This window comes from Vibrio sabulosilitoris, assembly GCF_055391395.1.
On the sequence record NZ_AP029599.1, the window covers coordinates 2,481,127 to 2,504,346 of the forward strand.

Sequence of the window (23,220 nt, forward strand, 5' to 3'; positions counted from 1 at the left end):
GATTAAAGTCATAACAATACCCATGTCAATCGCAGGCGAGGAGATGCGAGTTGTCAGGGCTACCTTTGCTTCATAAACGCTACAGCGAGCCCCGAGGATACAAATGTCACCCCTGCGCCAATATTCAGGCCAGACACAAGGCGGGGTTTACGCTGAAACCAGTCCGACAGCTGTGATGCGAAGATGCCCATAAGACTAAAGCCAATCGCCGTGAGGATTGCAAACCAAACACCATATCCAATCATCTGCACCGTTACGGAACCTAGGCTTGGCTGAACGAACTGAGGGACAAATGCGAGTACAAACATCCCTGGTTTAGGGTTTAGGGCTGCAGATAGAAAGCCTGTCGAGAAAATGGCTTTCTTTGATTGTTTTTTCGCAGGTTCTAGAGAGAATAGATTTCGCGAGCGTAGCACCTTAACACCGAGCCAAATAAGATAGGCTGCGCCAACAAGCTTGACCACATAGAAAGCCAGCTCTGAGGTCTGGATTAAAATAGTCAAACCAAACGTTGCAGCGATAACGTGAAACAATATCCCTGCTCCCGATGATACGCCCGAAAGGACTGCCGCGAGTTTGCCTTGGCTTAAGCCTCTGCCAATCGCGAGTAAGTTGTCGGGTCCTGGCGATAACACTAACAATACACACGCCAGCGTATACGTGGTAAACACTTCAATTGGGAACATAAAGTAGCCTCCTTGCACTTAGCTCCATTCTCGGACGAGTCAATCCTATTAGTCCTAATAACATTACAGGCATCAGGAAAACCAAGTCAAGTCAGCTACAGAAGATAAATCTACTACTTAATCACACTAACTCCCACACTGTATATACCCCCCGACTAAGCATATCGACGCGGCTGAGCGAGCCATTTTTCTAGCGTCGCCAATAAGATCTTTGAATTAATCGGTTTAGTCACATAATCATTCATTCCTGCTTCTAGGCAGCGCTCACGGTCTCCTTGCATCGCGTTGGCAGTCATGGCAATGATAATGGCATTGGGGTCAATCACGTTAGTTTCAGCTTGCCGGATACGCTGCGTTGCCTCGAATCCATCCATGATCGGCATAAGGCAATCCATAAACACAATGTCGTAGGTGCGTTCTCGCAGCCGCTCAATAGCTTGTTGTCCATTCTCTGCTATGTCGGCTTTCACCTTGAACTTGGATAATAAAGACTTGACCACTAACTGGTTAGTCTTCATATCATCAACCACCAGTACGTGGGCCTGAAACTCAGGGGCTTTAACCGGTGAATGCTTGGTGATGAACAGCATACTTTGGTCTTCGCTATCACTTAGCGCTGCAACGCGCGATAAAACGTCGAACAGCTCAGCTTGTTGTGTTGGTTTGGTCAGGTAGGCACTGAAACCATAATCCTTAACCAATTTGACGTCACCACGTTGAACCACAGAAGAGAGCATCACCAGACGTGTGGAACGAAGCTGTTCGTCGGCTTTGATCTGTTGAGCAAGCTGAACTCCGTTCATTTTCGGCATCTCGTAATCGAGAATCGCGATAGAGAATGGGCGGTCGGTGTTAACGGCATCACGAAGTCTCTCCAAAGCGACAGACGCAGACTGTGCGCTATCAAATTCTATCGACCAGTTGCTGAGAAGCTGACTCAGCAGATCGCGGTTTACCGGGTTATCATCGACAATGAGTACCCGCTGTTGCTGTAAGTCACCTCGCGGGGCAAACTGGACGTCTTTCTCGGCAAGGTGAGTCAAAGGGATCTCAAACCAAAAGGTTGCTCCCTGACCTGGAGAGCTATCAATGCCTATCTTGCCACCCATTAAGTCCACCAGCTTTTTACAAATAGACAGGCCCAAACCCGTGCCGCCATATTTTCGCGTCGTTGAGCTGTCTGCTTGGGTAAACTTATCAAACAGCTTCTCTTGTTGCTCTTTGGCAATCCCGATCCCTGTATCTACGACCGCAAACTTGATAGCGTCTGTTTGATCGTTCATTGGACTTGCGTGAATGTATACCGCAACTTGCCCTGTCTCGGTAAATTTAATCGCATTCCCGATCAAATTGATCAGGATTTGCCGAGTACGACCCGGGTCACCAATGTACCATTGTGACAAAATTGGATTTGCTGGGCATACCAGTTCCAGCTCTTTTTGACAGGCACTGAGATAGAGGTTGGTGCCGATATCTTCAATCAAATCAACTAGATTAAACTCCAGTTGCTCAATATCAATCTTCCCTGCTTCAAACTTCGAGAAATCGAGAATGTCATTAATGATCCCCAGCAGCGACTCGGCACTGTCCTTCGCTGTTCTGGTGAGTCTGAACTGTTTCTCAGTGAGATCGGTGTCAAGCAGCAAGTCCGTCATACCGATCACGCCATTCATTGGGGTTCGGATTTCATGGCTCATGGTGGACAAGAACTCGCTCTTCGCACGGGCTGCCGATTTGGCCTCTTCTGTCGCCCGTTGGAGTTGCTCGTTGTGCTGCTGCATTTGTCGTTCTTTCTGGGCAAGGGAGTGAGCCATGGTGACAAAACCATCGCTCAATCGACCAATTTCATCGCGCTGTTTAATCGCGTTTTCGCTAAGTGAAATGTTGTAGTCGCCATGCTCGACATTTTTGGTCGCTTGAAACAATAGCTCTAAGCGCTGCACCAGTTGTTGAGACATGATAAGCAGTATCAGTAAAAACGCTATCGCTAATGAAAGTCCAACGACTCCAATCATCAGATCTCTCTTGGTCTTAGTGACCGTCTGGTTGGCTTGGTCAAGTATTGCTTGATTTTGCGCTTCTAAGATTGACCGGATACGGACGATTCGTTTAGTGGCTAGAGCAAACCAATATTCTGCGTCAATAGTGAATAACTCATCCGTCACACGACCTTCAGCGACAAATGTCGACTCAATATGCGTTATCTCATCATTGACTTGCCAATGAGTGATCGGATGATACAAAGCCTCTGGCGCACGTTGTTTGAGTAACCGAAGGTGCCAATCGAAACTTCGGATATAAAAACCAATGTTGATCATTTGCTCATTCGAAACTTGCTGCCCCGAGGCGAGCACGCCATTCAGTGCTCCTCTTGACTGCCCCGCTCGCTCTTTAAGCCAGAGTAAATTCATGTGATTGGATAGGTTGTCTGTAAGCTCCTGTGAGTCGATGGTTCGAACAATACCGTCATAGAGCGTTAATGCCTGCTCAATGAGGCCAGAATAATGATCGAAGGAGTATTCACCGGTACCATGATCGACAAACTCTCGGATCATTCCAGTGTGTTCAATCGCAGTGGTAAGCATCAAGATTTGCTCACCAAACACCGCATTCATTTCTGGATGGTCTAAAGCTAACTTTCGCCACTCTTCACTTGCTCTATCCGCTTGATGGCGCGCACCGGTTAGCGTCTGTTTTGCTGTATCACCCAGAGAGGCTTTATAGCCCTCAGAAAGACCTCGCTCAACGGCAAACTGATGGGCAATATTGTCAAGTGACTGGGCAACGAGGAGGAAATCGATAGCTCGAACTGCCTGGGAGTTTCGCGCGGTGAGATCGCTTATGACCCGAAATCCCATGATTACGACGACAAAAAGTAGTCCCGCGACGATGAGTGATGTTTTCGTTCTGAGTGTTAAACTGCGAAGTGTTTGCCAAGTCAAGCAGTTGCCCTCTGTCCAATCTCTACCACAAAAGTATAGGCAATTTATTGAATACTTCTGTCTTCACGTTTTGAACAGCCTTTGTATGGATTTGACAACAGCTCCCTTGGTATAAGGGAAGTAACCTCAAGCCCCCGAGGCCTAATTCATCAAGCACATACCAGCATCAAGCGAATGTCGCATACGGAAACGCCCAAAGTTATTAGCTTTGGGCGTTTCTTCTAACAAACTGGGTGACGACAAAACCCGAGCTTTATAGGGTCATATGCAGAATCGGAAAAGGCTTGCCCATATCATCAAGTGGTGAGCGTGAAACGACTTTAAAACCCATGTGCTCATAAAAACCAATGGCTTGTGGATTTTGCTCGTTGACATCGACTTTGCGTGCGCCAAGTTGCTCTATAGCATATTGCAATAACACTTTGCCGACGCCCTGTCCCCTTGCTTCACTTAAGATGAACAGCATTTCAACTTTTGCATCGTGGATGCCGACGAAACCTAAAATTGAACCACTTTCATTTTTCACACATCTTAACGTGACAGCAGGAAAAGCCTGCTCAATGATGATCGGTTTAAAGAACGCAATATCCTCTTCTGTAATGAAGTCATGAGTCGCTCGGACTGAGCTTTCCCAAACATCGAGCATTTCTGCGTAGTGTTCAGGCAGCACATTTTCTACAATCATAGTAATTTCTCTGAAGTTAACTGACATTCATGTGCAGCCGCGAGATGCGATCATAACCTTAGGCAAAATCTTGCTCAAGCAATACCTAATGCTGAACTCGTTTTATATGAACGCTGATTGCCTCAATCGCTTGGGTCAAGGGTAATACCTGCTCACCAGGTAATGGGATCGGGGTTCGAATGGGAGGAATCACTAAATAAGCCATACCACCGCCATAAGGGGTCACGGTGCACTCAACCATACCGTGTTTGACATCGATATATACGCTCGTTAGATCAATTGCATAGAGTGTTTTCTTTAGTGCCTCATCTGTATTCAGGGCAGTTAAGAGCCGAGAAGAAAAATCTCCGCGTGTTTTGCCAGTAAACGTTCCACCATGAGCACCTTTAAATGCGATTTTACCGCTGTCTGAATGGACTGTATTGCAGGAAAAGATAATATTCATTGCACAAGTTCCACCCATCCAACGCTTGTTAAAGCCTAGCTGAATTTTTAAGGTTTCAAGGCCTTTAGGCAGGCGACGAAAAGAGATAGTTCCCTCGTCTAACTGTTCGGCATCGCCCCAATAGGGTGAAAATGCCAACGCATGATGGTAAACAGCAGATTGCGCCATACTCAATGTGTTGGGTTTTGTACTCATTCGATGCTATCTGCCTTTCAAGCTATTCGTCATCTTGGTTCCCTGTGCGAATGTTGTAAGATTCGGCGACGGGAATGACAAAAACACGACCATCTCCTCTATTGCCCTCCCCAGTTCGGGCCGACCTGATAATCGTCTGAACGGCATCATCTTTCATGTAGTCTTCGACAACTGTCATCAACATCTCTTTTGGCAGATCTTTATAACATATATTCCCGACTTTCAGTCCACTCTGGCGACCTCGACCAATTACCGGCACCTTCGTCAGTGCCTGAATATCGGTGGCGGCTAGCGCATCTGTCACTTCAGCCATCTTTTCTGGGCGGATAATAGCCTGTATTAAAAACATAGTGTCTTTCCCTCTATATATTCATAACTGTAATTATGCCGTTTTGGTGTGTGTTTCCGGTTCAATGACAAATGTGGCTTGGATACCTTGAGGTAACAGGTCATCGTTAACTCTTCTCCATTCGACTTGGGCGTCTTTAATTGCCAATGGCTGAAACAGGGGTTGCTTGACGACAAACTTCAGCCAAACAACGGCGTAGACCAAAGCCAAAGCCACCATAACGCCGACTAGCTTGTAGATTGCGGTCGCCATCTCTGGCACTGGCGCTATATTTAAGATGGCATAGCCAATACCTAACGAGCCAATAATCTGTGGAAAGGGGTAAAAACGCGCTTTATAAGGGCGACGAGCACTTGGATAACGAAGCCTTAAGATAATGACGTTGATATGAGCAATGATGTAACAGAATAACCAGGCGCAGCAAGCGGCTAAAATATACACAATCAAGTTGGGCGAGTTCACAATACCACCAAAAAAGAATGCCGCGATGCCACCGGACATTAATAGCACGCCGACCCAAGGGGTTCTAAACCGTGGGTGAATCTTACGAAAAACTTTCGGTAACTCGTGATTTAGCGCCATGCCATACAGCATTCGTGGTACGACTCCAATCACGGTGTTAATAGTGCTAGCGCTGGCAAAGATTGAGACAATAGAAATCCATATCATACCTGGCTTACCCAGCACGGCGAGTGCCATGTCAACGTGGGGGTGATTTGACGAAGCTAGCTGCTCTGCGGGTACGTATTTCAGTGAGGCAAACCCATACACCAAGTTAACGGCAAAGATAACGACAAGACCTGCAATCATAGCGCGTGGGATATTTTTCTCAGCCTTTTTGGTTTCTTGGGCTAATGGCGTGACAAATTCAATACCAATATATAACCAAATCGCTAGCGCGGTTAGACTGAACACGCCAGTTCCCAAGGCATTAAACGGTATCTCAGCAATTTCTGGAGCTGGTAGCGCGCCGAATCCGGTCAGCCCGATTAGACCCAACAATGCTATCGACACAATCATTGTTAACGTGAATACAATTTGCAGACGCGCAAAAAGATCAACCCCCATGATGTTCATCACCATCAGAAAGCCTAGGATCAATCCGCCTAATAACACCGGTGATAAGTTAGGAAAAAAGGTCTCACTTAACACTGCCCCAGCAACGGTCAGTTCCGCTGGCGCAGCCAGTAAGTTTGGTACTAAGTAACCGAGTAGCGTTGCCATAACGGCGGGTAGTGCGCCCAATGCAACGCGGGTGTAGGTACGAATACCTCCTGATGCCGGCATCATACACGCCAACTCTGCATAGCTTTGAGCTGAAAAGTGTTGCAACAGCCAGGCTGCAATCATTGCAATAACAAAGCCACCACCCGCAATACCCATACCTTGTCCCAGTGAGACCAAGGTGCTCGAAGCAACTACACAGCCCACAGCGACTGCGAAACACGACCAAAATCCGAGGGTCTTTTTAAGATGTGTCCCCATCGTTGTATCTCCCTTATATTTTGAATGTTCTCCAAAACACTCGTATTACCAGCTGCAAGATCAAGCACTTTAAGCAGCTTGTCGCCCCTACCCTTGGGCCTCAACGTTTAAAATTTCTTTGCGCTTTGGTGTTGATTCATCGCTAAGCTCAATGCTATTGGTTGCGCTAGGTAATGTATTGAATTTTTGCGACATACCAACTCGAAGCCTGGCCTAATACGTTGGGTTGGCAAAACGCTCGTATCCCAGCCCGCTGATATCAATAGACGGGATCTCATCACATGCTAGCTCAGCTAAAACCGTCCCAACGGAAGGCGCGATCCCAAACCCATGGCCGGAGAGACCACAACCAAGAATTAAACCAGGCACGTCCTGCACCTTGCTCAGAACAGGCACCTTATCCTCGCACCAATCAATGACACCGACCCAGCTGCGTACGACCTTGGCGTGTTTTAGCGCTGGGAGGTAACTTAAGATCCCTCGACAGGTCGCGGCCGTGGCTTCAAATGGTGTATCGTCTTTGGTGCTTCTGATTTTATTGGAATCTAATGGTGTTCCACCGCCGAAAACAAACGAGCCGTGAGCGGTCTGATGACCATAAAAGTCCGCCATCGCTGTGCCAAGCATCTGATAAAACAATGGTGGCTGAGCATCCGTAACTAATGTATCCAATGCAATAGGCTTCATTGGGACATCAACACCAACACTCTGAGATATCCTTCGACTCTCTAAGCCAGCAGCCAATACAACTCTTTCAGCTTCGTAAACACCTGCGGCTGTCACGACCTTTCTTACCTCACCTGCCGCCATCTCTAACGACAACACATGCTGCTCGGTGAGAAATTGTACGCCTAGCCGCCGCGCCGCATTATGAAAAGCCAAAGTTGTCTGTAGGGGGTTAGCATGGCCATCAGTGGGACACCAACTAGCGCCAATGACTTCGTTGGAGAGATGTGGACAGATCTCCTGCACTTGCTCTGCGCTGATCATCTTGACATCGAGTCCCTGCCCGACAGCGGTAGCTGTCAAATCCTTGAGAATGTCAAGGTGCTCATCAGTTTTACCTAATCGCAGATTACCGTGCTGGTAGTATTCAACATCGACTCCCAGCTCCTCAGAAAGGTTTGGCCAAAGATGCTCGACTCCGTACATGGCAAGGGCAAGCTCACGCTCGTCACGCCCCGACTGACGTACGCCCCCACCGTTGCGCCCTGATCCCCCGTATCCAAACAATTTTCCCTTTTCAAGCACGATGACCGACTTGCCTTTTTTCGCCAAGTAATAGGCAGTAGAACATCCGATAATGCCTCCGCCTACAATGATGACATCAGCTGTTGTCCTCATGTTCTACTCCTTATCAGTAATGGCTAAATTGGCGTATTGCTCAATACTAAGCGGCTTAAGCGGTGTCCGAATTCGCATCGCCTCAACCTCAGCGATATTGAGTGAACAACGTTCAGCAATGATCTCAGCTATCGTTGAAGCGCACATCCGTCCCTGACAAGGGCCCATCCCAGCTCTAGTTTTACCTTTTATTTGTGCAGGGTGCCGAGCACCTTGAGAAATGGCCTCATGAATTTGACCCACTGTAATTTCTTCACACCGACATACGATCGTTTGTTGTTTGGCAGGGTTGAGCGTCTGGTGGTTGGGGGGAAATATGTGATCGATAAAAGGGCGAATTAGTGCCTCATTGCTAAGACTTTTTTTATACTTCACTGCTCGCTCGCCTCGTTCACTCCTGCTGATTCGCTTCAGTTTGTATGCGCAATCGAGAGCCGCTAAGTGACCCTTCGCAGCAGCCATTGCACCGCCACCAATACCGCTGCAATCGCCCGCGATAGAGATATTTTTTTCGCTGGTTTGTCCCCATTCATCCAACACGGGCTTCCAGTAGCGCTGAGGCTCATACCATTCGTGCTCACAGTTCAGAGCTTGACTCAGTCTCAGGTTGGGAGTCACTCCCTCATGTAATAAAACTGATTTGGCTGCGAAGTCGATCGGCTTGCCATTGTGAGTAAAGCGCAGCCCTTCGGCTCGTTCATGACCAATAACTTCGAGGTCTCGACAGCCCATATAAAGAGGAATACCAGCGCGTTTGAGCTTGAGTCGCATCTGCAAGCCTTTAAATAGGTAGCCAGGCCTAAGGAGTGCTCTAGGCAAAAAGGCTACTGCGTTAAGGTCTTCCTTTATGCCCGCAGTTTCGACCATCGCCGCTACTCTGACGCCATTGTCCACTAGGTGGCAGGCGACGAGCAATAACAGTGGTCCGCTTCCTGCGAGAACGACGGGTTGATCAGGCACCATGTTTGCCGACTTAAAAACTATATCAGCCGCTGCTGCCCCCATTACGCCCGGAAGAGTCCAGTTTTTCATTGGCACAGGTCGCTCGACAGCGCCGATAGCGAGTAATATACGACGGCCACATACTTGCTTTATCACTCCGTCGGATAAAAGGTCGACATGCAAGTCATCAGTGATATTGAGTACCGTCGTGCTTGGCATATAGGCGACACCCGAGGCACGAAACGCCTCGATAAGTGGCTTTCCTGCAAAATAGTCCTTACCCAACACGTGACTGTTTTCCGGGCGACTGCGTTCTATGGCGCGATATATCTGCCCCCCTGGCTCCGATTGCTCATCGACGACGAGTGTGTTCACTCCTAGACTGCTAGCCGTCACGGCAGCCGCCACCCCTGCTGGGCCAGAGCCAATGATGATTAGGTCGTAGACTTTATCCATTGACCCGCTCCTGTTGGCTGCTCTGACGATTGACAACCATACCCTCGCGAACATGGATAGCGCAGGCTTGTTGATTTGGGATACCATCGATTTCCATCAGGCACTCAAAACAGACTCCCATCTGACAGTACCCCGCACGGCGTACGCCACTAATGGGAGAAGTACGGTTATAACCCGAACCTGCCGCCATCACAGAGGCTAAAACCGTTTCACCGATTGGAACCAGCAATTGCTCCCCTTCAAAGGTGATGGTGACAAGCGCATTAGCCTGGCTGATTTCAGGTAACCTTTTCAACATGCGTAACTCCTAGCCGTTATCTGTAGATGGGTTGCATAGCTCATTACTTATTTCAGCACCGGCTCATGCCAAAGGTTCAGCGAAACTCCGATCCCTTTTTCGAGCGCGTTTCGGTAGATCTTGGTTGCCCATGCCACATCTTCTACAGGCATCCCTCCAACGGACATCACGATAATTTCATCTTCATTTTGACGACCAGGAGTGACACCTGCGACGACCTCACCCAGATCTTCTAGCTCATCCTTAGTTAGTCCCCCCTCCTCTATCATGTCCATGTAACGTACGCCTACTAACGGGATAATGTTATGGGCTGGTTTTGGTACCTCTTCAAACCAGGCTTCATATAAGCCAGTGTTATCCAGAACTTTACGTACATCAGAACTTTCCATGCCTTGATCAAGTCGGCAACTCGCGGGCATTGCCAAAAATGCGCCAGGTTTAACCCATTCACGTTTTACTTCTGGGTACGTCATGGGGTCTCCAGTTTCTCCAGAGCTACAGTAGGTCACCAAATCTGAGTCACGCACGACAGCCTCTACGCTATCAACAAACTGCACATTCTTTATTTGCGGATACTCGATGGCTAACCAACTAGCGAAGCTATCCAAACTGGACTTACCTCGACCTTTAATTTTGATCGTATCGATATTTGGACAGGCAGCCATGAACGCCGCGACGGTTGTTTTACCCATAACACCGGGTCCAAGTAAACCGATAACCTTAGAGTCTTTACGGGCTAGATGGCGTGCCCCCACGCCAGATATTGCGCCTGTGCGGTATGCGGACAAAAGGTTTGCGGACATATAAGCGAGTGGCGCGCTCGTCTCGATATCATTAAGAATAAACATTAGAATAGAGCGAGGAAGACCCTTCTCACGATTAGCGATGTTGGATCCATACCATTTGACACCACAAGTTTGAAAGTCACCACCCAGGTACGCGGGCATCGCCATCAGGCGACGATCTGCAGTTGGCTTTGGCATATTTGGAAATGGTGACTCGTCTGGAAATGTCACCATTGCGCCGTGAGAATCACTATTTGGCCCTGCCATGCGGTAATCCCCCTGCTGCAGCAGGACAAACATCTCCTCCATTGTATCGACACAACCAACCATATCCGTTACGCCTGCCTTAATCATGTCCGGCTCAGAAAGGTATATAAAATCTATTTTTGTGCTATCCGACATATCGCCACCCATATCCGTATTATTTGACTGTATTACTCATATACCCATGCCATTAATTTATGCGGGTATGCCATGAGTCATTACTTGCGATATTACTGACGAGCCAAGAGGGTGTATTGTAATTTTACGACATAGTAAGAACTAGATATTAATAGATACCTTGGCATTAACCTCGCTTTGACTTTGCTTGGCATCGACCTTGCTTATAGTTTGTCAGGCTAAAGTAATAGAGGATTGGATATGTCAGCTTCATCATTGTTATCGCATGTTGCAGCGATTCATTCGAAGCAACCCTTTTTTGTCTTGAATTCAGAGAAATTTCTCACACACCTAGCCCCAGAAATCCCAGAAGTTTCTCACTTCTACAGTTTTACAGCCAATCATTCACAAGCACCTACTTTCGCTATACCTGATGGCTGTATCGATATCTTGTTTGACTGTGATGCGGTATCACCTTTAGCGCAGGTTTGTGGAACAAAAATAGAGGCAGGCGCTGTTTCTTTTGATCCCGGCCACCAGTACTTTGGCGTTCGGTTTGTTCCCGGAATATTCCCCGACTTTGTCGCTGTCTCAGCGCACGAGCTTATTGAACATGAGCTTGATCTACATGATGTAACCTCGAGCTCCGAACGCTTACTTGAACAAGTCATCAACAGCAAAAATTTTTCACAGAAAGTCGATGTTGTGAGCCAATTTTTAAAAAAACAAAAACGACGGAAAATATCTGGATTAACCAATCAGGTGATTGCAAAAATCCGTCAACATAAAGGAAATATCCAAATTAATGAGCTTGAGCGTTTTTCAGGTTATACCACCCGTACTTTACAGCGCTTGTTCAAGAATGATATTGGTTTGACACCAAAAGGCTTTAGCCGTGTCATTCGCTGCCAATCCGCAGTTTACGATATCAATCACAGTGATGATCTCGCTTTTTCAGATCTTGCTTTTGATCTTGGATTTAGTGACCAATCACACTTTCTCAGAGAGTTTAAAAGATTGGTTAATATTACCCCATTAGAATATCGAAATAGGGTGAAAGAAAAGACTTACCTAGAGCGCATCCAATGCTGCTGATCGCTCGAAAATGGTGCAAGCTGCACCAATAAAGTGTTAACTCACTGAGAAATTTGGCCTGCCGATAAACTACCCTTTTAGATGGGAAGCGGTGGCTCAATTATTTATTGTTATCAGACATCCGCAGCCTGTATTACGTTTTATCAAGGCTTATCACAGCCTGCAACAACTAATCAGCTCTGAACGGGTAAATAGCTCAAGGTTACCGAAAGCATCTTAGAGAGACATGTGCACAAGCGCCACAGTTTCGCCAGATGGCTTACATCTAGGCTCAACTTGATACGGCATAAACCCAAGTTTGGTGTAAAGCAGTAAAGCGCGTGTGTTGAAATTAAATACCGATAGCCTCGGCGTCGCTTGGTAATCATTAATACAGATGTCAGATAGATATTTTACCAACGCACTGCCTATTCCTCTTCCTGCGTGCTCACCACTTACGATAATATTACCAATAAACGCGCTTTCGCATCGGCGAATATTGTATAAGTTACCAAACCCAACCACCGCGTCATCAATCGTACAAACGCTCAAGTTTGAACGCACCTTGGCAATTTGCCTAATTTGCTCCTCGTCCCATGGGAAAGTGGCCGATGGGCTTATCGTGTAGAGCTCTTCGGCAGTCGCAACCAACTTAGCGACCTGCTCAAAGTGACATTCACTCGCAGCTAGAATCTTCACTCTCTACCTCATGAGCTAGGTTCAACCAGTCATATTTTCTTCCTTGATAAAGTGATAATTTCGGCTCTGGGAAAGTCTTGTCGGCAAATAATCCTACCGGAATCGTGATAACGTTTGGCAATCCAGTAAGCTCTAGGCTGACTACACTGCCACATTGGATGCAAAAGCTTTGGGTAACAGTGCCACCGCTATCGCCCCTGCGAGTGTATGATTTAACATCACCCACTATCTCAACGTCAGTCTTATCAAAACGAGCTTGCACACCAAACGCACTGCCAGTTCTTCTCTGGCACTCTTGACAATGACAAACACTAACCCGGATGGGCTCGGCTTTGGTGACCACCTTAAGCTGACCACATGTGCATTTTGCGCTGCGATATAACATTCCAATTTTCCATCCAATCCATTGGGTGTATTCAAGCCAACTTTAAACATGTGTCGGCGATTAGATTTAGATTAAAAAAATACTCACTCACTGTCATCAAAAATATTTAATAAGGGTTTAATACGCATAGCCCCGAGGTTGAATTTGAGCTGCATGTCTATGACAGCTCCACGCCATCTAATATAGACCGAGGAGAAATAGACGCTGCGATTCACTTTTTTCCGCTCGATATCTCCAAGACATTTCGACAAGTGATCACCGGTGAGGTGTCCTTTGGCTGTCTGTGCAGAGCCGGGCATCGTTATGCCGGGCAATCTGTCCCAGTGCAAGCCTTATTGGAGGAGGATGTTGGTGGTTTGCTTGTTGAGAACATCAATACTCACAGGATGACTGTTTCTGATTTTGTTGAGCCGGAGCAAGGCTTCAAGCCAAAGATGCGCAGCCGCCATCTTCATCCCTTGCTCAAAATGGCGCTCGAGTCTGATCTAATTATCGTCGCACCGCTGTGTGTCTATGATGAACTTGACCCAACACAGTTCGCCACCATCACCGTCGAAGAAATTCCCGCCGATTTTCTTCATTTAACTCGGCAGTTGGCGTTTATTCATAGTAATGCAGTGAGTCACTCGCAAAAATTCAACTGGCTAACTCATATCATGGACGACATATTCCCACCTAAGTTGGTTCGCAGTAACCGAGGTAGGAGATAATCCACTCGATTCTAGTAACATTAGGGAACTGACAGCATCAGTTCCCGTGTTAATTTGTGAGGCATACAGCGAGCTACCTTATTGCTGATATCAGCCATGGTTATATATACAGCATTCATTCTCGCTTTAGTGTTTATACCCAAGTTACCTCAAGATGCAGTTTCAGCGAGATTTGCTTGGTTTGCAGCCAAGGCGGTCACTTGAAGATTTAGTGGATCTAAATCGAAAGTGACCAACGCCGGTTGCGAGCCAAGCAAACTCGCCCAAAGGGAGCCAATATCTTGAGGTCACTTGGGTATATAATTCTTAAAATAATTTGAATACAGGAAAGCGAAATACATTTTAGAGATTCTAATCATTGCCGATGCACTCGCGGTGCATTAATCAAAGTTGAATCAATTTAATTTCAGGCATTTGAATTGAAGCACATCCCCGCTGCGATAGTGTGGAAATACACTCTATCTATGATGACAAAGAGTAATTCAACGTCTCTTGTCATAGGATAGACAAATGAGCTGACATCTAAGCTGTGATCCCCTGTGATTAATTTGCGCCAACTCACATTTGTCACTGATATACCCACTATAAAATCAATAGTTTGCTTAGATCAAATCCCAGAGCAATATTCTCATGCTAGGCTTTCGCCGTTTATTTGAACTTATAGGGATATTAATCATGTTGAATGCTCTGCAAGGCGCGCAGATGTTGTTTGTCGCCTTTGGTGCGCTGGTGCTAGTGCCTCTGTTAACCGGGCTCGATCCAAGTGTGGCACTGTTCGGTGCCGGTGTCGGTACGCTACTGTTTCAAGCGATTACTCGTCGTAGTGTACCTATTTTCCTTGCTTCCTCTTTTGCCTTTATTGCCCCAATCATGTTCGGTGTGCAAACCTGGGGTATCCCTGCCACTATGGGGGGGCTAATGGCAGCGGGTTTAGTTTACGTTGCCTTGGGCGGCCTAATTAAACTTCGGGGCGTTGCAATCGTGCACCGGATCCTTCCTCCTGTCGTAGTTGGACCTGTGATCATGGTGATTGGTCTTGGGTTGGCACCAGTAGCCGTTAATATGGCGCTCGGTAAAACCGGGGATGGAGCGGTACAATTGGTTGACGCTAACGCCGCCCTATGGATCTCTGCCTTATCACTGATCACCACCATTGCTATCAGTGTATTTGCTAAGGGTCTACTTAAGCTTTTGCCTATCTTTGGTGGTATTGCAGTGGGCTATGCACTTAGCCTCGGTTTTGGGATTGTCGACTTTACCCCAGTGGCACAAGCCTCTTGGCTGGCACTGCCTAACTTCACCACGCCCGAGTTTAATATCAACGCAATTCTGTTCATGATCCCCGTTGCGATAGCGCCTGCGGTCGAGCACGTGGGTGATATGTTGGCTATCTCGAACGTCACTGGAAAAGACTACCTCAAAAAGCCGGGCTTACACCGCACCATCACCGGCGATGGCGTCGCAACTATTGCCGCTTCTATGGTGGGTGCGCCACCAAATACCACCTACAGTGAAGTAACCGGTGCGGTAATGCTCACCAAAGCCTTCAACCCAGTGGTTATGACCTGGGCGGCGGTTACGGCCATTATCCTTGCGTTGGTTGGCAAGCTGGGTGCCCTGCTACAAACCATTCCGGTCCCGGTAATGGGCGGAATCATGATCCTACTGTTTGGCTCTATCGCTACAGTCGGTCTTAACACACTAATCAAAAACCGCGTTGATCTGCATGACTCGCGCAACCTGGTTATTGTCGCTGTGACGCTCGTCTTTGGTATTGGGGGCATGGCGTTTGGTATCGGTGACTTCAGCCTTCAGGGTGTCAGTCTGTGCGGTATCGTCGCTATCACACTCAACTTGGTACTACCGAGAAAACTTGGCGATAACCACGTGGTTGACAATGCGCAAATGGGCGATGAAAAAGCCTAATTTTACTTAACCTTTTTTTAACCAGGCACCCTTTCTAAAAGTGGTGCCTGTTATTTTCCATCAATACTCCGCCTCGCGTGCTATAACTTTATATGAATCAGTAAAATAGTGTGAGGTCGATATGCGACGGTATGCTCTAACTCTATTACTCAGCACCTTGGCAGCCACCAGTTCTGCACAAGACTATCACGCTGAAAAAGTCATTGAAGGGCTTTCTATCCCTTGGGCTATTGAGTTTGTGTCTGCAACTGAAATGGTGATCAACGAGAAAAATGGCACCATCTCGCTGCTTAATATCGAGACCAACCAACGCCAACTCCTCTATTCTATTGACGACGTCTATCAGTCTGGTCAAGGCGGGCTGCTCGATATTGCTCACCTTTCTAATCCTGATGGCTCACACACCCTTTACTTTTCCTACAGTAAATCAACGCCAGATGGCGTGACACTCGCTGTCGCCCAAGCTGAGTTGCGAGGCAATCGGTTAGACGAATTCAACGACATCTTTGTTGCCAATGCTTACTCCAACACTTCACGTCATTTTGGCAGTCGAATTGAGGTCGCCAAGCAATACCTCTATATCACCATTGGAGACCGTGGAGAGCGGGAAAACGGTCAAGACCTGCAAACCCATGCAGGAACCATCGTCCGCCTTAACCTCGACGGCACTATTCCAGATGGTAACCCATTTGTTGCCAAGCCAGGGCTGGATGAAATTTGGAGCTATGGTCACCGTAACCCGCAGGGCTTGTTTTATGATCATAAAGAGCAACAACTGTGGTCTATCGAGCATGGTCCTCGCGGCGGTGATGAGATTAACCTTATCGAACGCGGCTACAACTATGGCTGGCCAAAAGCCTCTCATGGCAAAGAGTATTGGGGACCACTTGATGTCGGTGATGCCGAGTCACTACCTGGCATGGAAGACCCTTTGTTAGTCTATGTTCCCTCCATTGCACCAAGCAATATGATTTTGTACCGTGGCGAAGTCTATCCTGAACTAGAAGGGAAGCTACTCGCAGGAGCGCTTAAACTCGCGCATATCAATGTCGTCTCAATTACTGACACAGGTTTGGTTGAATCACAGCGCCTGCTTGAAGATCTTGGAGAGCGCATTCGCGACATAGCGCAAAGCCCCGACGGTGAGATCTATTTTTCTGCCGACAGTGGCACTATCTACCGCCTAAAGATTGATTAATTTTGAAACAATCCCGGTGCTCCTAAAAACAAAAAGCTCGCGATGAGAGCGAGCTTTTTGATATTTGATCAATAAATCAGTGTTAACCGCGACGATTATTGCGGTTCGGGCGACCCTGATCTTGACGAGTACCTTGAGCGTTACCAGTGCTAGAACGACCTGGTTTGCGCGTCGGTTTACCGCGACCACGACCTGGACTGCTCACGCGCTCCTCATGACGCTTAACCGCGCGGCGGATCTTCTGACTCTTAGCGCGCTCACGCTTACGCGAGGTGTTGTCTTTGTTCAGATCGAGCATGGTCTCTTTTTCAGCGCGAAGCTCAACCATATCACGTAGGTAGTTTACATCTTTTAGCGACAGTTCCATCCAACCGCCGCGAGGCAATTTTTTATCAAGGAAGATATCACCGTAGCGAACACGCTTCAGGCGAGACACGGTACAGTCTTGCGATTCCCACAAGCGACGAACCTCACGGTTACGGCCTTCGTTGATCACAACATAGAAGGTGTGGTTCATGCCTTCGCCACCCGCGTAAACCACGTCTTCGAAGCGCGCTAGGCCATCTTCAAGCTCAACACCACGAACCAGGCTCTTGATCTTCTGCTCATTCACATCGCCGAACACTCGCACAAGGTATTCACGCTCAACCTGACGGCTTGGGTGCATTAGACGGTTAGCAAGCTCACCATCGGTAGTAAACAGCAAGAGACCTGACGTGTTAGCATCCAGACGACCAACCGAAATCCAACGCGAGCCACGAATCTTAGGTAGACGGTCAAATACGGTGCGACGGCCCTCAGGGTCGTGACGAGTACACAGTTCACCTTCTGGCTTGTAGTAAGCAAGAACGCGACAAATGACCTCTTCTTGAGCCTTGCCTGAAACGGTATGTCCGTCGATACGGATAACAGCGTTTTCATCCTCAAGACGCTCACCCAGTTTCGCCACGATGCCATTCACGCTCACGCGACCCGCCTTGATCAGCGCTTCAAGTTCACGACGTGAACCGTGACCTGCTCGAGCTAAAACCTTCTGTAACTTTTCGTTCATTTATCTACCTAATGTTGTCGTCTTCACAGACGTCATAAAAACTTTTTGTAAAACAAGAACTTAACCAATTTAAGGTCTCGTTTAGGACGCACATTATACACTGTCACACATGGGTTGTCACACAATGTCACATACAAAAACTATAAGTACTGGTCAATACAAAGTCGAGCATACAATTCTAAGAGGTGGGATCTATCATATAAATCTTAGACTCGGGGCGTGTAATACTGTCTTCAGAAAGAGTCTAAGAACTGACTCACCTAGAACAGCTAAGAAATTAGTCAATCAGATCAAGGAGAAAGCAAGGGAAATGGACAAGAATGTAATCACCAAGGAAGTCTTGGCTGAGATCGTAGACATCACCCTCCAAATGCAGGTATCAAGAAACCTCTACCTATACGAGTCTGTGCTGAAAGTGGGAAGTAAACCCAACAAATCAATGATGGAGCTGTACAAAAAACAATTCCAAGACCTACCCCGTCAAGAGGTACCGCCTTTCAATGAGTGGGTTGTTAGAGAGCGGTTTCATCTGCAGGTTGCATCGAAAGAGTCTGAGGTAGTGAAGCAAAACCTTGAGCTATCCCATCACCTTGAGCAATTGGCAGAGTTAACAAAGGCTCTTGGTGAGCTGATTGTTAGCAAGGATTTTCCGAGGGCGGTACAACAGGCAGAGACCATCAACTCAATGTATTCTGAAGTGCTTCCGAAAGAACAACGCCCTGCCTATTTGTCTGGTGCTAGTTCCGAACCTGTACCTATAGCCGTAGAGTCAACGCCAGTCGAGCCTGACCAACCTTCCTTGAATGATCTCTGGGATGATTACGTCAAAAGCTGGACATTGAATCAGCGGGGTCAGAATGAGCGTAAACGTTGGTTTGCGAGGTTTAAATACTTCCTTGGTAACACCCCTGTTAATAGAATTGATAAAAAGGTTTTGGCGGGAATGTTCGCTACCCTCTCTCGTTTCCCAAAGACTACCCGAGGCACCATTTACCACAAGATGACAGTTGAGCAATTAGTTGAAGTTGCAGAAGAGGGTGAACTAGACGAGACCCAAACACAGGGCGCGAATCTCAATCATGCATGGAAGCACCTGAATACCTTTTTTGGTTGGTGTGTTGATAATGAATACCTTGAGGAACGTCCTCAGAAAACTTTTGATTTGCCGAAGAATACCCGTAGAGGTGCCTTCAGTTATACACAGATGGGTAAATTGGTGCGTTACGCTCAGGATAAGAAGTATTGGATGGGACTAGTCCAATTTTACTCCGGTGCTAGGAATGGAGAGATCGAGCAGCTACGTAAGAAGGATATCATGAGGGATGAAGACACAGGGATATTGTACATCCGGATCACCGAGGAAGCGGGTTCACTAAAGACAAAAGACAGCAATCGCCGTATCCCTGTGCATCGTGAGTTATTAGAGATGGGGTTTGAGGAATGGGTTAACGTGCGCCGTGATGGGAGGTTATTCGATGGACAACCCAAACTCACGGACTGGTACAAGAATCGCGCTAAACCAGACCTAGAGTTACCTGATACAACTCCAGAAGGGCTACCTTTGAGCATATACTCAGCGCGGCACAGAATGAACACATCCCTGTTAGAGAACGGTCTTCATGACCTGATCATCAAACAACTAATGGGGCATTCAGCTGTAAATAACAAAATGACAGCCCACTATGCCCACTCGATGGACATGACACTTCTCAAGGGGTATATCGACAGGGTGAGTTATATCTAAACCAGCTCGTGGTTAAACCAATTCATCTGCAGCAATAGCCGTATCCCAAGCGCCAGCTAGAAGTTACCTTTGGAGTGATTATTGAGTGTCCTCTCTATCGCACCTTCTGCTGTCTGGGTATTCATGACACTGGTAGCGACTGTCTCAGAATCGATGTCTAGCTGTGCCTGTACCTGCACTTGGATCGGTCTCTGAGTACCGTATCCGCTGTAGGTGTTAGAAGCCTTGGGAATGTAACTCGCTCTAGGTACTGGCACTGGTTTAGAGCTGACTGGCGCAGGTGTTGAGCTTGTAGATGTAGTGCCATTAGTTGCTGAGGTAGTGGTTTCCTCATCACCTGAGAATGGATTCAATGCTGAGAGGAGTTTCTTGATCCCGCCTAGGATCTCCCCGAACATTTGCCCTATTACGTCAGTGATTTTCGTAAACTGCTCAGTGATAGGTTTGAGTTTTTCGGTTAGCGCTGAGAAGACTGTCACTACCTCATTCAACATCGGACTAACAAGGTTTAAAACGGCGGCGAATCCATCCCCGAGTAGACCTACCAAATTGCCAATGAGTGTGCCTAGGTTCTCTAGTAATTTCAGAGAGCTAGGACTGAGAGAGTTGGTAAACTCTTTAAATAAACCCAATGGAATCTGCTGAACCATAGCCCCGAAACTGCGCATACCCTCGGAAAAGGCTTTGATAGCTTCAGTATCCGCCACGTTGAATGTAAGCGCATCACGGCCACCCTGATCAAAGGCTGCTCTGTTCTCGGTGTACCCTGCAGCGGCTCGGTTTAAGTTGGAGGTGAACGCCTCAAGTATAAATGCTCTTTGTTGAGTGGTCATATCCCGAGAAGCTTCTGAGATTGCCTTGAATAGCATGTCCGGTGTTTGGCTGAAGAATTGCTTCATAGAGGCTTCAAGTTCATCTTGGGTGTTACCTTGGATGATGCCTTGCTCTTTGAGGTAGTTGGCTAGGATAGACCCCTCGCCTGTGACAAACTCCCCTGTTTTAGAATCGTAGGTAGTTTCTTCGATAGTTTCCCCTGCACGGTCAAGTAGGTCTTGGATCAGATCAACGCTTCCCTGACGACTGACATCTGAACTAGCAGCAATCGAAGAAGCTAGTTTATTGAAGCTATTAACGTCCATCCCGACTGTATTAGCGCCCTGCTGAAGTTCTTTGTACTCACTTGAGCCAGCACCTAAGACCATAACCCCGCCAGTAGCTGCAGCAATCCCCATACCCAAAGGGTTAGCCATTAAAGGCATAGCACCTAAAGCCCCACCCTTCTGTGCTGCAACTTTTTTACGCTTGGCCTCACGTACCTTTTGAGCATTGGCATTACGTTTGATGGCGTTTAGCTCTGTTTTGTAATTCTCCATAACCTCTTGGTGAGATTTTTCAGCCCATAAGATCCGCTTGAGGTTGTACTGTTTCTCAGCATCTAACCTAGCGAATTGCATTGTACTAAGTTGGCGATCTCGGAATTGGTGAAATCTTTTGAGGTCAGCTTTTTCCTTGGCTAGAGCCTTCTGTTTCTGTAGGGCTGCTCTCTGCTCGGCTGTACGTTGGCGGCGTAGATGTCCGTTTTTCTGTGCGTTGGTTTGCTGTTGAGCCTGCTGTACAGACCGTTCATTGCGTAGGGATTGCTGAGTAGAGGATTTATTTTGTTGATTAATTTGTTTCTGAAGTTTTTGGATCTTTCTGACCTGAGCAAGTGCATTTTTTGCGTTCACCACCAGATCATAGGAATGGATTGTTTCTGCCACTGGTTATTCTCCTTATTCTTATATTTATATTCTGTCTATTCTTCTATCAGAAGGTGGGTGTACTTGGGGAAATCTTCGAGAAAACTCACTATCAAATCCTGATAACCAAGCTCATCTCGATTCAAGATCAGTTCATCTAGGACTTTTTCTAGGTCTTCACCTGCTGCAACCACAACCCCATTACATAGAGCCGGATCTTCAAGTAGCATATGCGTTTGGATTAGTTCTGAAAGCTCTTGAGAACGCGTTTGTGAAGGTTTTGGTACTTTCCAATGCAACACCCCCTGTGAGTCCTGCTCTAGTCCCTGACATACCGCCCTGACCTTTTCTAGGCGTGACTGGCGTTGGTGTAGAGCTAGGGATTGTTTGTAAAATTCACTACTCATCGTATCCCCCTCGGTGGTGCTGATTTCTGGTTTTCCTGCTTCTGGCGTTCCTGCTCACGTTGGTACTCCTCCACAGCCTGAAGCGATTGAATAGTCACGGCCCTGTTATTGATCTCAATGAAGGTTTTCCAATCCAGATTGAGGAGTTCATCAACGGATAGTTTTGTAACAGAGGAGTTAGCTAACGATGTAGCCCACAATAATAGATCGAATTCTTGTTCATTCTCGAAGTGACCCCTTAAACGTTTCATCTCACCAGTGCGGTGACGGTTTGATTGGCGATTTTCTCGATCTTGGTTGGAGAGTTCTTGAGGTGATTTACGTGAGTCTATTTGCTGTTGACGCTGTTCATCAAATGACAAAATCCGAGGGCTATCATTCACCAAATCCATATGATAGGAGAGAAATTTCCCTGTCACTGATAGCAGTTCAAGTGGGTTATCATCTAGTGAGTCAGGATCTTTGAGGTGGTCTTGGGTGAGCTGTAGCAGTGCTTGAAGGGCTTCATCAGGTAGGTCTTCTAGGGTCATTTCCTCACCCAACAATGACCATAAACGAGGGTAGTTCTTCACCCTCAATTCTCTGAAATCAAAACTGATAACTCGCTCTGAAACCTCACTGGCGCTAAGTTTGTGGCTCATCTACTGGTACCTCACCCTCTTCAGAATCACCCTCTTGAGTAGTCTCATCCTCTACACTAGCTGTCATCGATTTAAGTACCTCACCAAAACTGATAATTTTTGATTTATGGGCGTGGAATAATTGACTCCTTTCGATAGCTGTCCAGAAGTGGATTTCGAAGAGCTTAATCAGGAGGTCATACACATTCAAATCTGAGTTCTCTAGGTAGGCGTTGATCTTGGCTGGAGTTGCTAGTGGCTCACCTTCTGAATCTAAAACACTACCAAGCAACAATTCCTGAATCTCGTTGAAATGGGATTCTGTGGCGTTACTCGATAGCAAATTAAATGCAGTCACCATCACCAACGATCTATCCTGAGACCATAGCGAGTCAGTGATCGCCCCGAATGATGGAAGTAGTAATTTGGTTAATTTGAATGTCTCTAGTGAAGTCGTCAGAGGAGTTAATTTTGCAACTTTCACCACCTGATCCTCAAGCTCTAATCGAACGAATTTATCGCTGTATTTATTCATTACATCTCTCCCACTTCGATCATACCTCGAAGAAAATTCAATTCTTCCTCAACTCGCTTCATCTCAGCCCTGCGCCCCAAGACTGTGTAATGTTGAAGCTGTTGCTGTTTAAACGTGATTAATTTTTGGATCTTCTCGC

Annotated in this window: 21 protein-coding genes and 1 pseudogene; 5 read left to right on the forward strand and 17 right to left on the reverse strand. The window is 47.0% G+C overall.

The genetic code is table 11. The features are described 5' to 3' along the window. Nucleotides 1-59: 59 nt before the first annotated feature. The 10 genes from ACZ5R2_RS11685 to ACZ5R2_RS11730 form a co-directional block, all read right to left on the reverse strand. Nucleotides 60-686, reverse strand: coding sequence for a LysE family translocator (locus ACZ5R2_RS11685; RefSeq protein ID WP_464899551.1), 627 nt, complete (start codon nt 684-686; stop codon nt 60-62). Between the two features lie 155 nt (nt 687-841). Next, nucleotides 842-3,544 (reverse strand): response regulator, encoded by a 2,703-nt coding sequence (locus ACZ5R2_RS11690; RefSeq protein WP_464899552.1) that lies wholly within the window; start codon nt 3,542-3,544, stop codon nt 842-844. A gap of 337 nt (nt 3,545-3,881) precedes the next feature. Continuing rightward, complete coding sequence (locus ACZ5R2_RS11695) at nt 3,882-4,313, reverse strand: GNAT family N-acetyltransferase (protein ID WP_464899553.1); 432 nt, start codon at nt 4,311-4,313, stop codon at nt 3,882-3,884. 85 nt (nt 4,314-4,398) lie between these two features. Then, complete coding sequence (locus ACZ5R2_RS11700) at nt 4,399-4,953, reverse strand: DUF3156 family protein (RefSeq protein ID WP_464899554.1); 555 nt, start codon at nt 4,951-4,953, stop codon at nt 4,399-4,401. Nucleotides 4,954-4,975: 22 nt separating this feature from the next. Further along, nucleotides 4,976-5,302: a P-II family nitrogen regulator gene (locus ACZ5R2_RS11705; RefSeq protein WP_464899555.1), complete on the reverse strand. Its 327-nt coding sequence runs from the start codon at nt 5,300-5,302 to the stop codon at nt 4,976-4,978. Nucleotides 5,303-5,335: 33 nt separating this feature from the next. Next, nucleotides 5,336-6,787 (reverse strand): APC family permease, encoded by a 1,452-nt coding sequence (locus ACZ5R2_RS11710; RefSeq protein ID WP_464899556.1) that lies wholly within the window; start codon nt 6,785-6,787, stop codon nt 5,336-5,338. A 213-nt stretch (nt 6,788-7,000) separates the two neighbouring features. Next, on the reverse strand, nt 7,001-8,131 hold the full coding sequence (locus ACZ5R2_RS11715) for an NAD(P)/FAD-dependent oxidoreductase (protein ID WP_464899557.1): 1,131 nt from the start codon (nt 8,129-8,131) through the stop codon (nt 7,001-7,003). A 3-nt stretch (nt 8,132-8,134) separates the two neighbouring features. Then, nucleotides 8,135-9,529 (reverse strand): FAD-dependent oxidoreductase, encoded by a 1,395-nt coding sequence (locus ACZ5R2_RS11720; protein WP_464899558.1) that lies wholly within the window; start codon nt 9,527-9,529, stop codon nt 8,135-8,137. Next, nucleotides 9,522-9,827, reverse strand: coding sequence for a (2Fe-2S)-binding protein (locus tag ACZ5R2_RS11725; protein ID WP_464899559.1), 306 nt, complete (start codon nt 9,825-9,827; stop codon nt 9,522-9,524). The genes ACZ5R2_RS11720 and ACZ5R2_RS11725 overlap by 8 nt, the downstream gene beginning before the upstream one ends. 47 nt (nt 9,828-9,874) lie before the next feature. Then, complete coding sequence (locus tag ACZ5R2_RS11730) at nt 9,875-11,014, reverse strand: tyramine oxidase subunit B (protein WP_464899560.1); 1,140 nt, start codon at nt 11,012-11,014, stop codon at nt 9,875-9,877. A 240-nt stretch (nt 11,015-11,254) separates the two neighbouring features. Between ACZ5R2_RS11730 and ACZ5R2_RS11735 the strand changes: the two genes are divergently transcribed. Continuing rightward, on the forward strand, nt 11,255-12,088 hold the full coding sequence (locus ACZ5R2_RS11735) for an AraC family transcriptional regulator (RefSeq protein WP_464899561.1): 834 nt from the start codon (nt 11,255-11,257) through the stop codon (nt 12,086-12,088). 216 nt (nt 12,089-12,304) lie between these two features. On the opposite strand, the gene ACZ5R2_RS11740 is transcribed toward ACZ5R2_RS11735, so the two are convergent. Both ACZ5R2_RS11740 and ACZ5R2_RS11745 read right to left on the reverse strand, forming a co-directional pair. Beyond that, nucleotides 12,305-12,766, reverse strand: a complete 462-nt coding sequence (locus ACZ5R2_RS11740) for an N-acetyltransferase family protein (protein ID WP_464899562.1) — start codon at nt 12,764-12,766, stop codon at nt 12,305-12,307. Continuing rightward, the gene (locus ACZ5R2_RS11745; protein WP_464899563.1) at nt 12,744-13,151 is read right to left on the reverse strand and encodes a GFA family protein; all 408 of its coding nucleotides are present in this window, start codon (nt 13,149-13,151) and stop codon (nt 12,744-12,746) included. The genes ACZ5R2_RS11740 and ACZ5R2_RS11745 overlap by 23 nt, the downstream gene beginning before the upstream one ends. 128 nt (nt 13,152-13,279) lie before the next feature. Here ACZ5R2_RS11745 and ACZ5R2_RS11750 point away from each other — a divergent pair. The 3 genes and pseudogenes from ACZ5R2_RS11750 to ACZ5R2_RS11760 form a co-directional block, all read left to right on the forward strand. Then, nucleotides 13,280-13,861: pseudogene (locus tag ACZ5R2_RS11750) on the forward strand (LysR substrate-binding domain-containing protein); the annotation flags it as partial. Between the two features lie 675 nt (nt 13,862-14,536). Continuing rightward, nucleotides 14,537-15,787: a uracil-xanthine permease family protein gene (locus ACZ5R2_RS11755; protein ID WP_464899564.1), complete on the forward strand. Its 1,251-nt coding sequence runs from the start codon at nt 14,537-14,539 to the stop codon at nt 15,785-15,787. A 121-nt stretch (nt 15,788-15,908) separates the two neighbouring features. After that, a complete protein-coding gene (locus ACZ5R2_RS11760) occupies nt 15,909-16,985 on the forward strand; it encodes a PQQ-dependent sugar dehydrogenase (protein ID WP_464899565.1) in 1,077 nt (358 codons plus the stop codon). 82 nt (nt 16,986-17,067) lie between these two features. On the opposite strand, the gene rluB is transcribed toward ACZ5R2_RS11760, so the two are convergent. Then, nucleotides 17,068-18,036 carry a 23S rRNA pseudouridine(2605) synthase RluB gene (gene rluB / locus ACZ5R2_RS11765; protein ID WP_464899566.1) on the reverse strand — a complete coding sequence of 323 codons (969 nt, stop codon included), beginning with the start codon at nt 18,034-18,036 and terminating at the stop codon, nt 17,068-17,070. A 310-nt stretch (nt 18,037-18,346) separates the two neighbouring features. On the opposite strand from rluB, the gene ACZ5R2_RS11770 reads away from it, so the two are divergent. After that, on the forward strand, nt 18,347-19,780 hold the full coding sequence (locus ACZ5R2_RS11770; RefSeq protein WP_464899567.1) for a tyrosine-type recombinase/integrase: 1,434 nt from the start codon (nt 18,347-18,349) through the stop codon (nt 19,778-19,780). Nucleotides 19,781-19,836: 56 nt separating this feature from the next. Here the strand turns inward: ACZ5R2_RS11770 and ACZ5R2_RS11775 are convergent, their stop codons facing one another. From ACZ5R2_RS11775 to ACZ5R2_RS11790, 4 genes are read right to left on the reverse strand one after another with little or no spacing between them, the layout of a single operon-like run. Continuing rightward, nucleotides 19,837-21,540: a hypothetical protein gene (locus tag ACZ5R2_RS11775; protein ID WP_464899568.1), complete on the reverse strand. Its 1,704-nt coding sequence runs from the start codon at nt 21,538-21,540 to the stop codon at nt 19,837-19,839. A 35-nt stretch (nt 21,541-21,575) separates the two neighbouring features. Further along, nucleotides 21,576-21,926 carry a hypothetical protein gene (locus tag ACZ5R2_RS11780; protein WP_464899569.1) on the reverse strand — a complete coding sequence of 117 codons (351 nt, stop codon included), beginning with the start codon at nt 21,924-21,926 and terminating at the stop codon, nt 21,576-21,578. Next, on the reverse strand, nt 21,923-22,567 hold the full coding sequence (locus ACZ5R2_RS11785; protein ID WP_464899570.1) for a hypothetical protein: 645 nt from the start codon (nt 22,565-22,567) through the stop codon (nt 21,923-21,925). Before ACZ5R2_RS11785 ends, ACZ5R2_RS11780 begins: the two co-directional genes overlap by 4 nt. Then, a complete protein-coding gene (locus ACZ5R2_RS11790) occupies nt 22,551-23,081 on the reverse strand; it encodes a phage tail assembly chaperone (RefSeq protein WP_464899571.1) in 531 nt (176 codons plus the stop codon). Before ACZ5R2_RS11790 ends, ACZ5R2_RS11785 begins: the two co-directional genes overlap by 17 nt. Nucleotides 23,082-23,220 lie beyond the last annotated feature (139 nt).

Excerpts from the sequence above, each read along its gene's own strand:
- ACZ5R2_RS11685 (WP_464899551.1), bottom strand. The coding sequence starts at position 686 with ATGTTCCCAATTGAAGTGTTTACCACGTATACGCTGGCGTGTGTATTG.
- ACZ5R2_RS11690 (WP_464899552.1), bottom strand. The coding sequence starts at position 3,544 with ATGGGATTTCGGGTCATAAGCGATCTCACCGCGCGAAACTCCCAGGCA.
- ACZ5R2_RS11695 (WP_464899553.1), bottom strand. The coding sequence starts at position 4,313 with ATGATTGTAGAAAATGTGCTGCCTGAACACTACGCAGAAATGCTCGAT.
- ACZ5R2_RS11700 (WP_464899554.1), bottom strand. The coding sequence starts at position 4,953 with ATGAGTACAAAACCCAACACATTGAGTATGGCGCAATCTGCTGTTTAC.
- ACZ5R2_RS11705 (WP_464899555.1), bottom strand. The coding sequence starts at position 5,302 with ATGTTTTTAATACAGGCTATTATCCGCCCAGAAAAGATGGCTGAAGTG.
- ACZ5R2_RS11710 (WP_464899556.1), bottom strand. The coding sequence starts at position 6,787 with ATGGGGACACATCTTAAAAAGACCCTCGGATTTTGGTCGTGTTTCGCA.
- ACZ5R2_RS11715 (WP_464899557.1), bottom strand. The coding sequence starts at position 8,131 with ATGAGGACAACAGCTGATGTCATCATTGTAGGCGGAGGCATTATCGGA.
- ACZ5R2_RS11720 (WP_464899558.1), bottom strand. The coding sequence starts at position 9,529 with ATGGATAAAGTCTACGACCTAATCATCATTGGCTCTGGCCCAGCAGGG.
- ACZ5R2_RS11725 (WP_464899559.1), bottom strand. The coding sequence starts at position 9,827 with ATGTTGAAAAGGTTACCTGAAATCAGCCAGGCTAATGCGCTTGTCACC.
- ACZ5R2_RS11730 (WP_464899560.1), bottom strand. The coding sequence starts at position 11,014 with ATGTCGGATAGCACAAAAATAGATTTTATATACCTTTCTGAGCCGGAC.
- ACZ5R2_RS11735 (WP_464899561.1), top strand. The coding sequence starts at position 11,255 with ATGTCAGCTTCATCATTGTTATCGCATGTTGCAGCGATTCATTCGAAG.
- ACZ5R2_RS11745 (WP_464899563.1), bottom strand. The coding sequence starts at position 13,151 with ATGTTATATCGCAGCGCAAAATGCACATGTGGTCAGCTTAAGGTGGTC.
- ACZ5R2_RS11755 (WP_464899564.1), top strand. The coding sequence starts at position 14,537 with ATGTTGAATGCTCTGCAAGGCGCGCAGATGTTGTTTGTCGCCTTTGGT.
- ACZ5R2_RS11760 (WP_464899565.1), top strand. The coding sequence starts at position 15,909 with ATGCGACGGTATGCTCTAACTCTATTACTCAGCACCTTGGCAGCCACC.
- rluB (WP_464899566.1), bottom strand. The coding sequence starts at position 18,036 with ATGAACGAAAAGTTACAGAAGGTTTTAGCTCGAGCAGGTCACGGTTCA.
- ACZ5R2_RS11770 (WP_464899567.1), top strand. The coding sequence starts at position 18,347 with ATGGACAAGAATGTAATCACCAAGGAAGTCTTGGCTGAGATCGTAGAC.
- ACZ5R2_RS11780 (WP_464899569.1), bottom strand. The coding sequence starts at position 21,926 with ATGAGTAGTGAATTTTACAAACAATCCCTAGCTCTACACCAACGCCAG.
- ACZ5R2_RS11785 (WP_464899570.1), bottom strand. The coding sequence starts at position 22,567 with ATGAGCCACAAACTTAGCGCCAGTGAGGTTTCAGAGCGAGTTATCAGT.
- ACZ5R2_RS11790 (WP_464899571.1), bottom strand. The coding sequence starts at position 23,081 with ATGAATAAATACAGCGATAAATTCGTTCGATTAGAGCTTGAGGATCAG.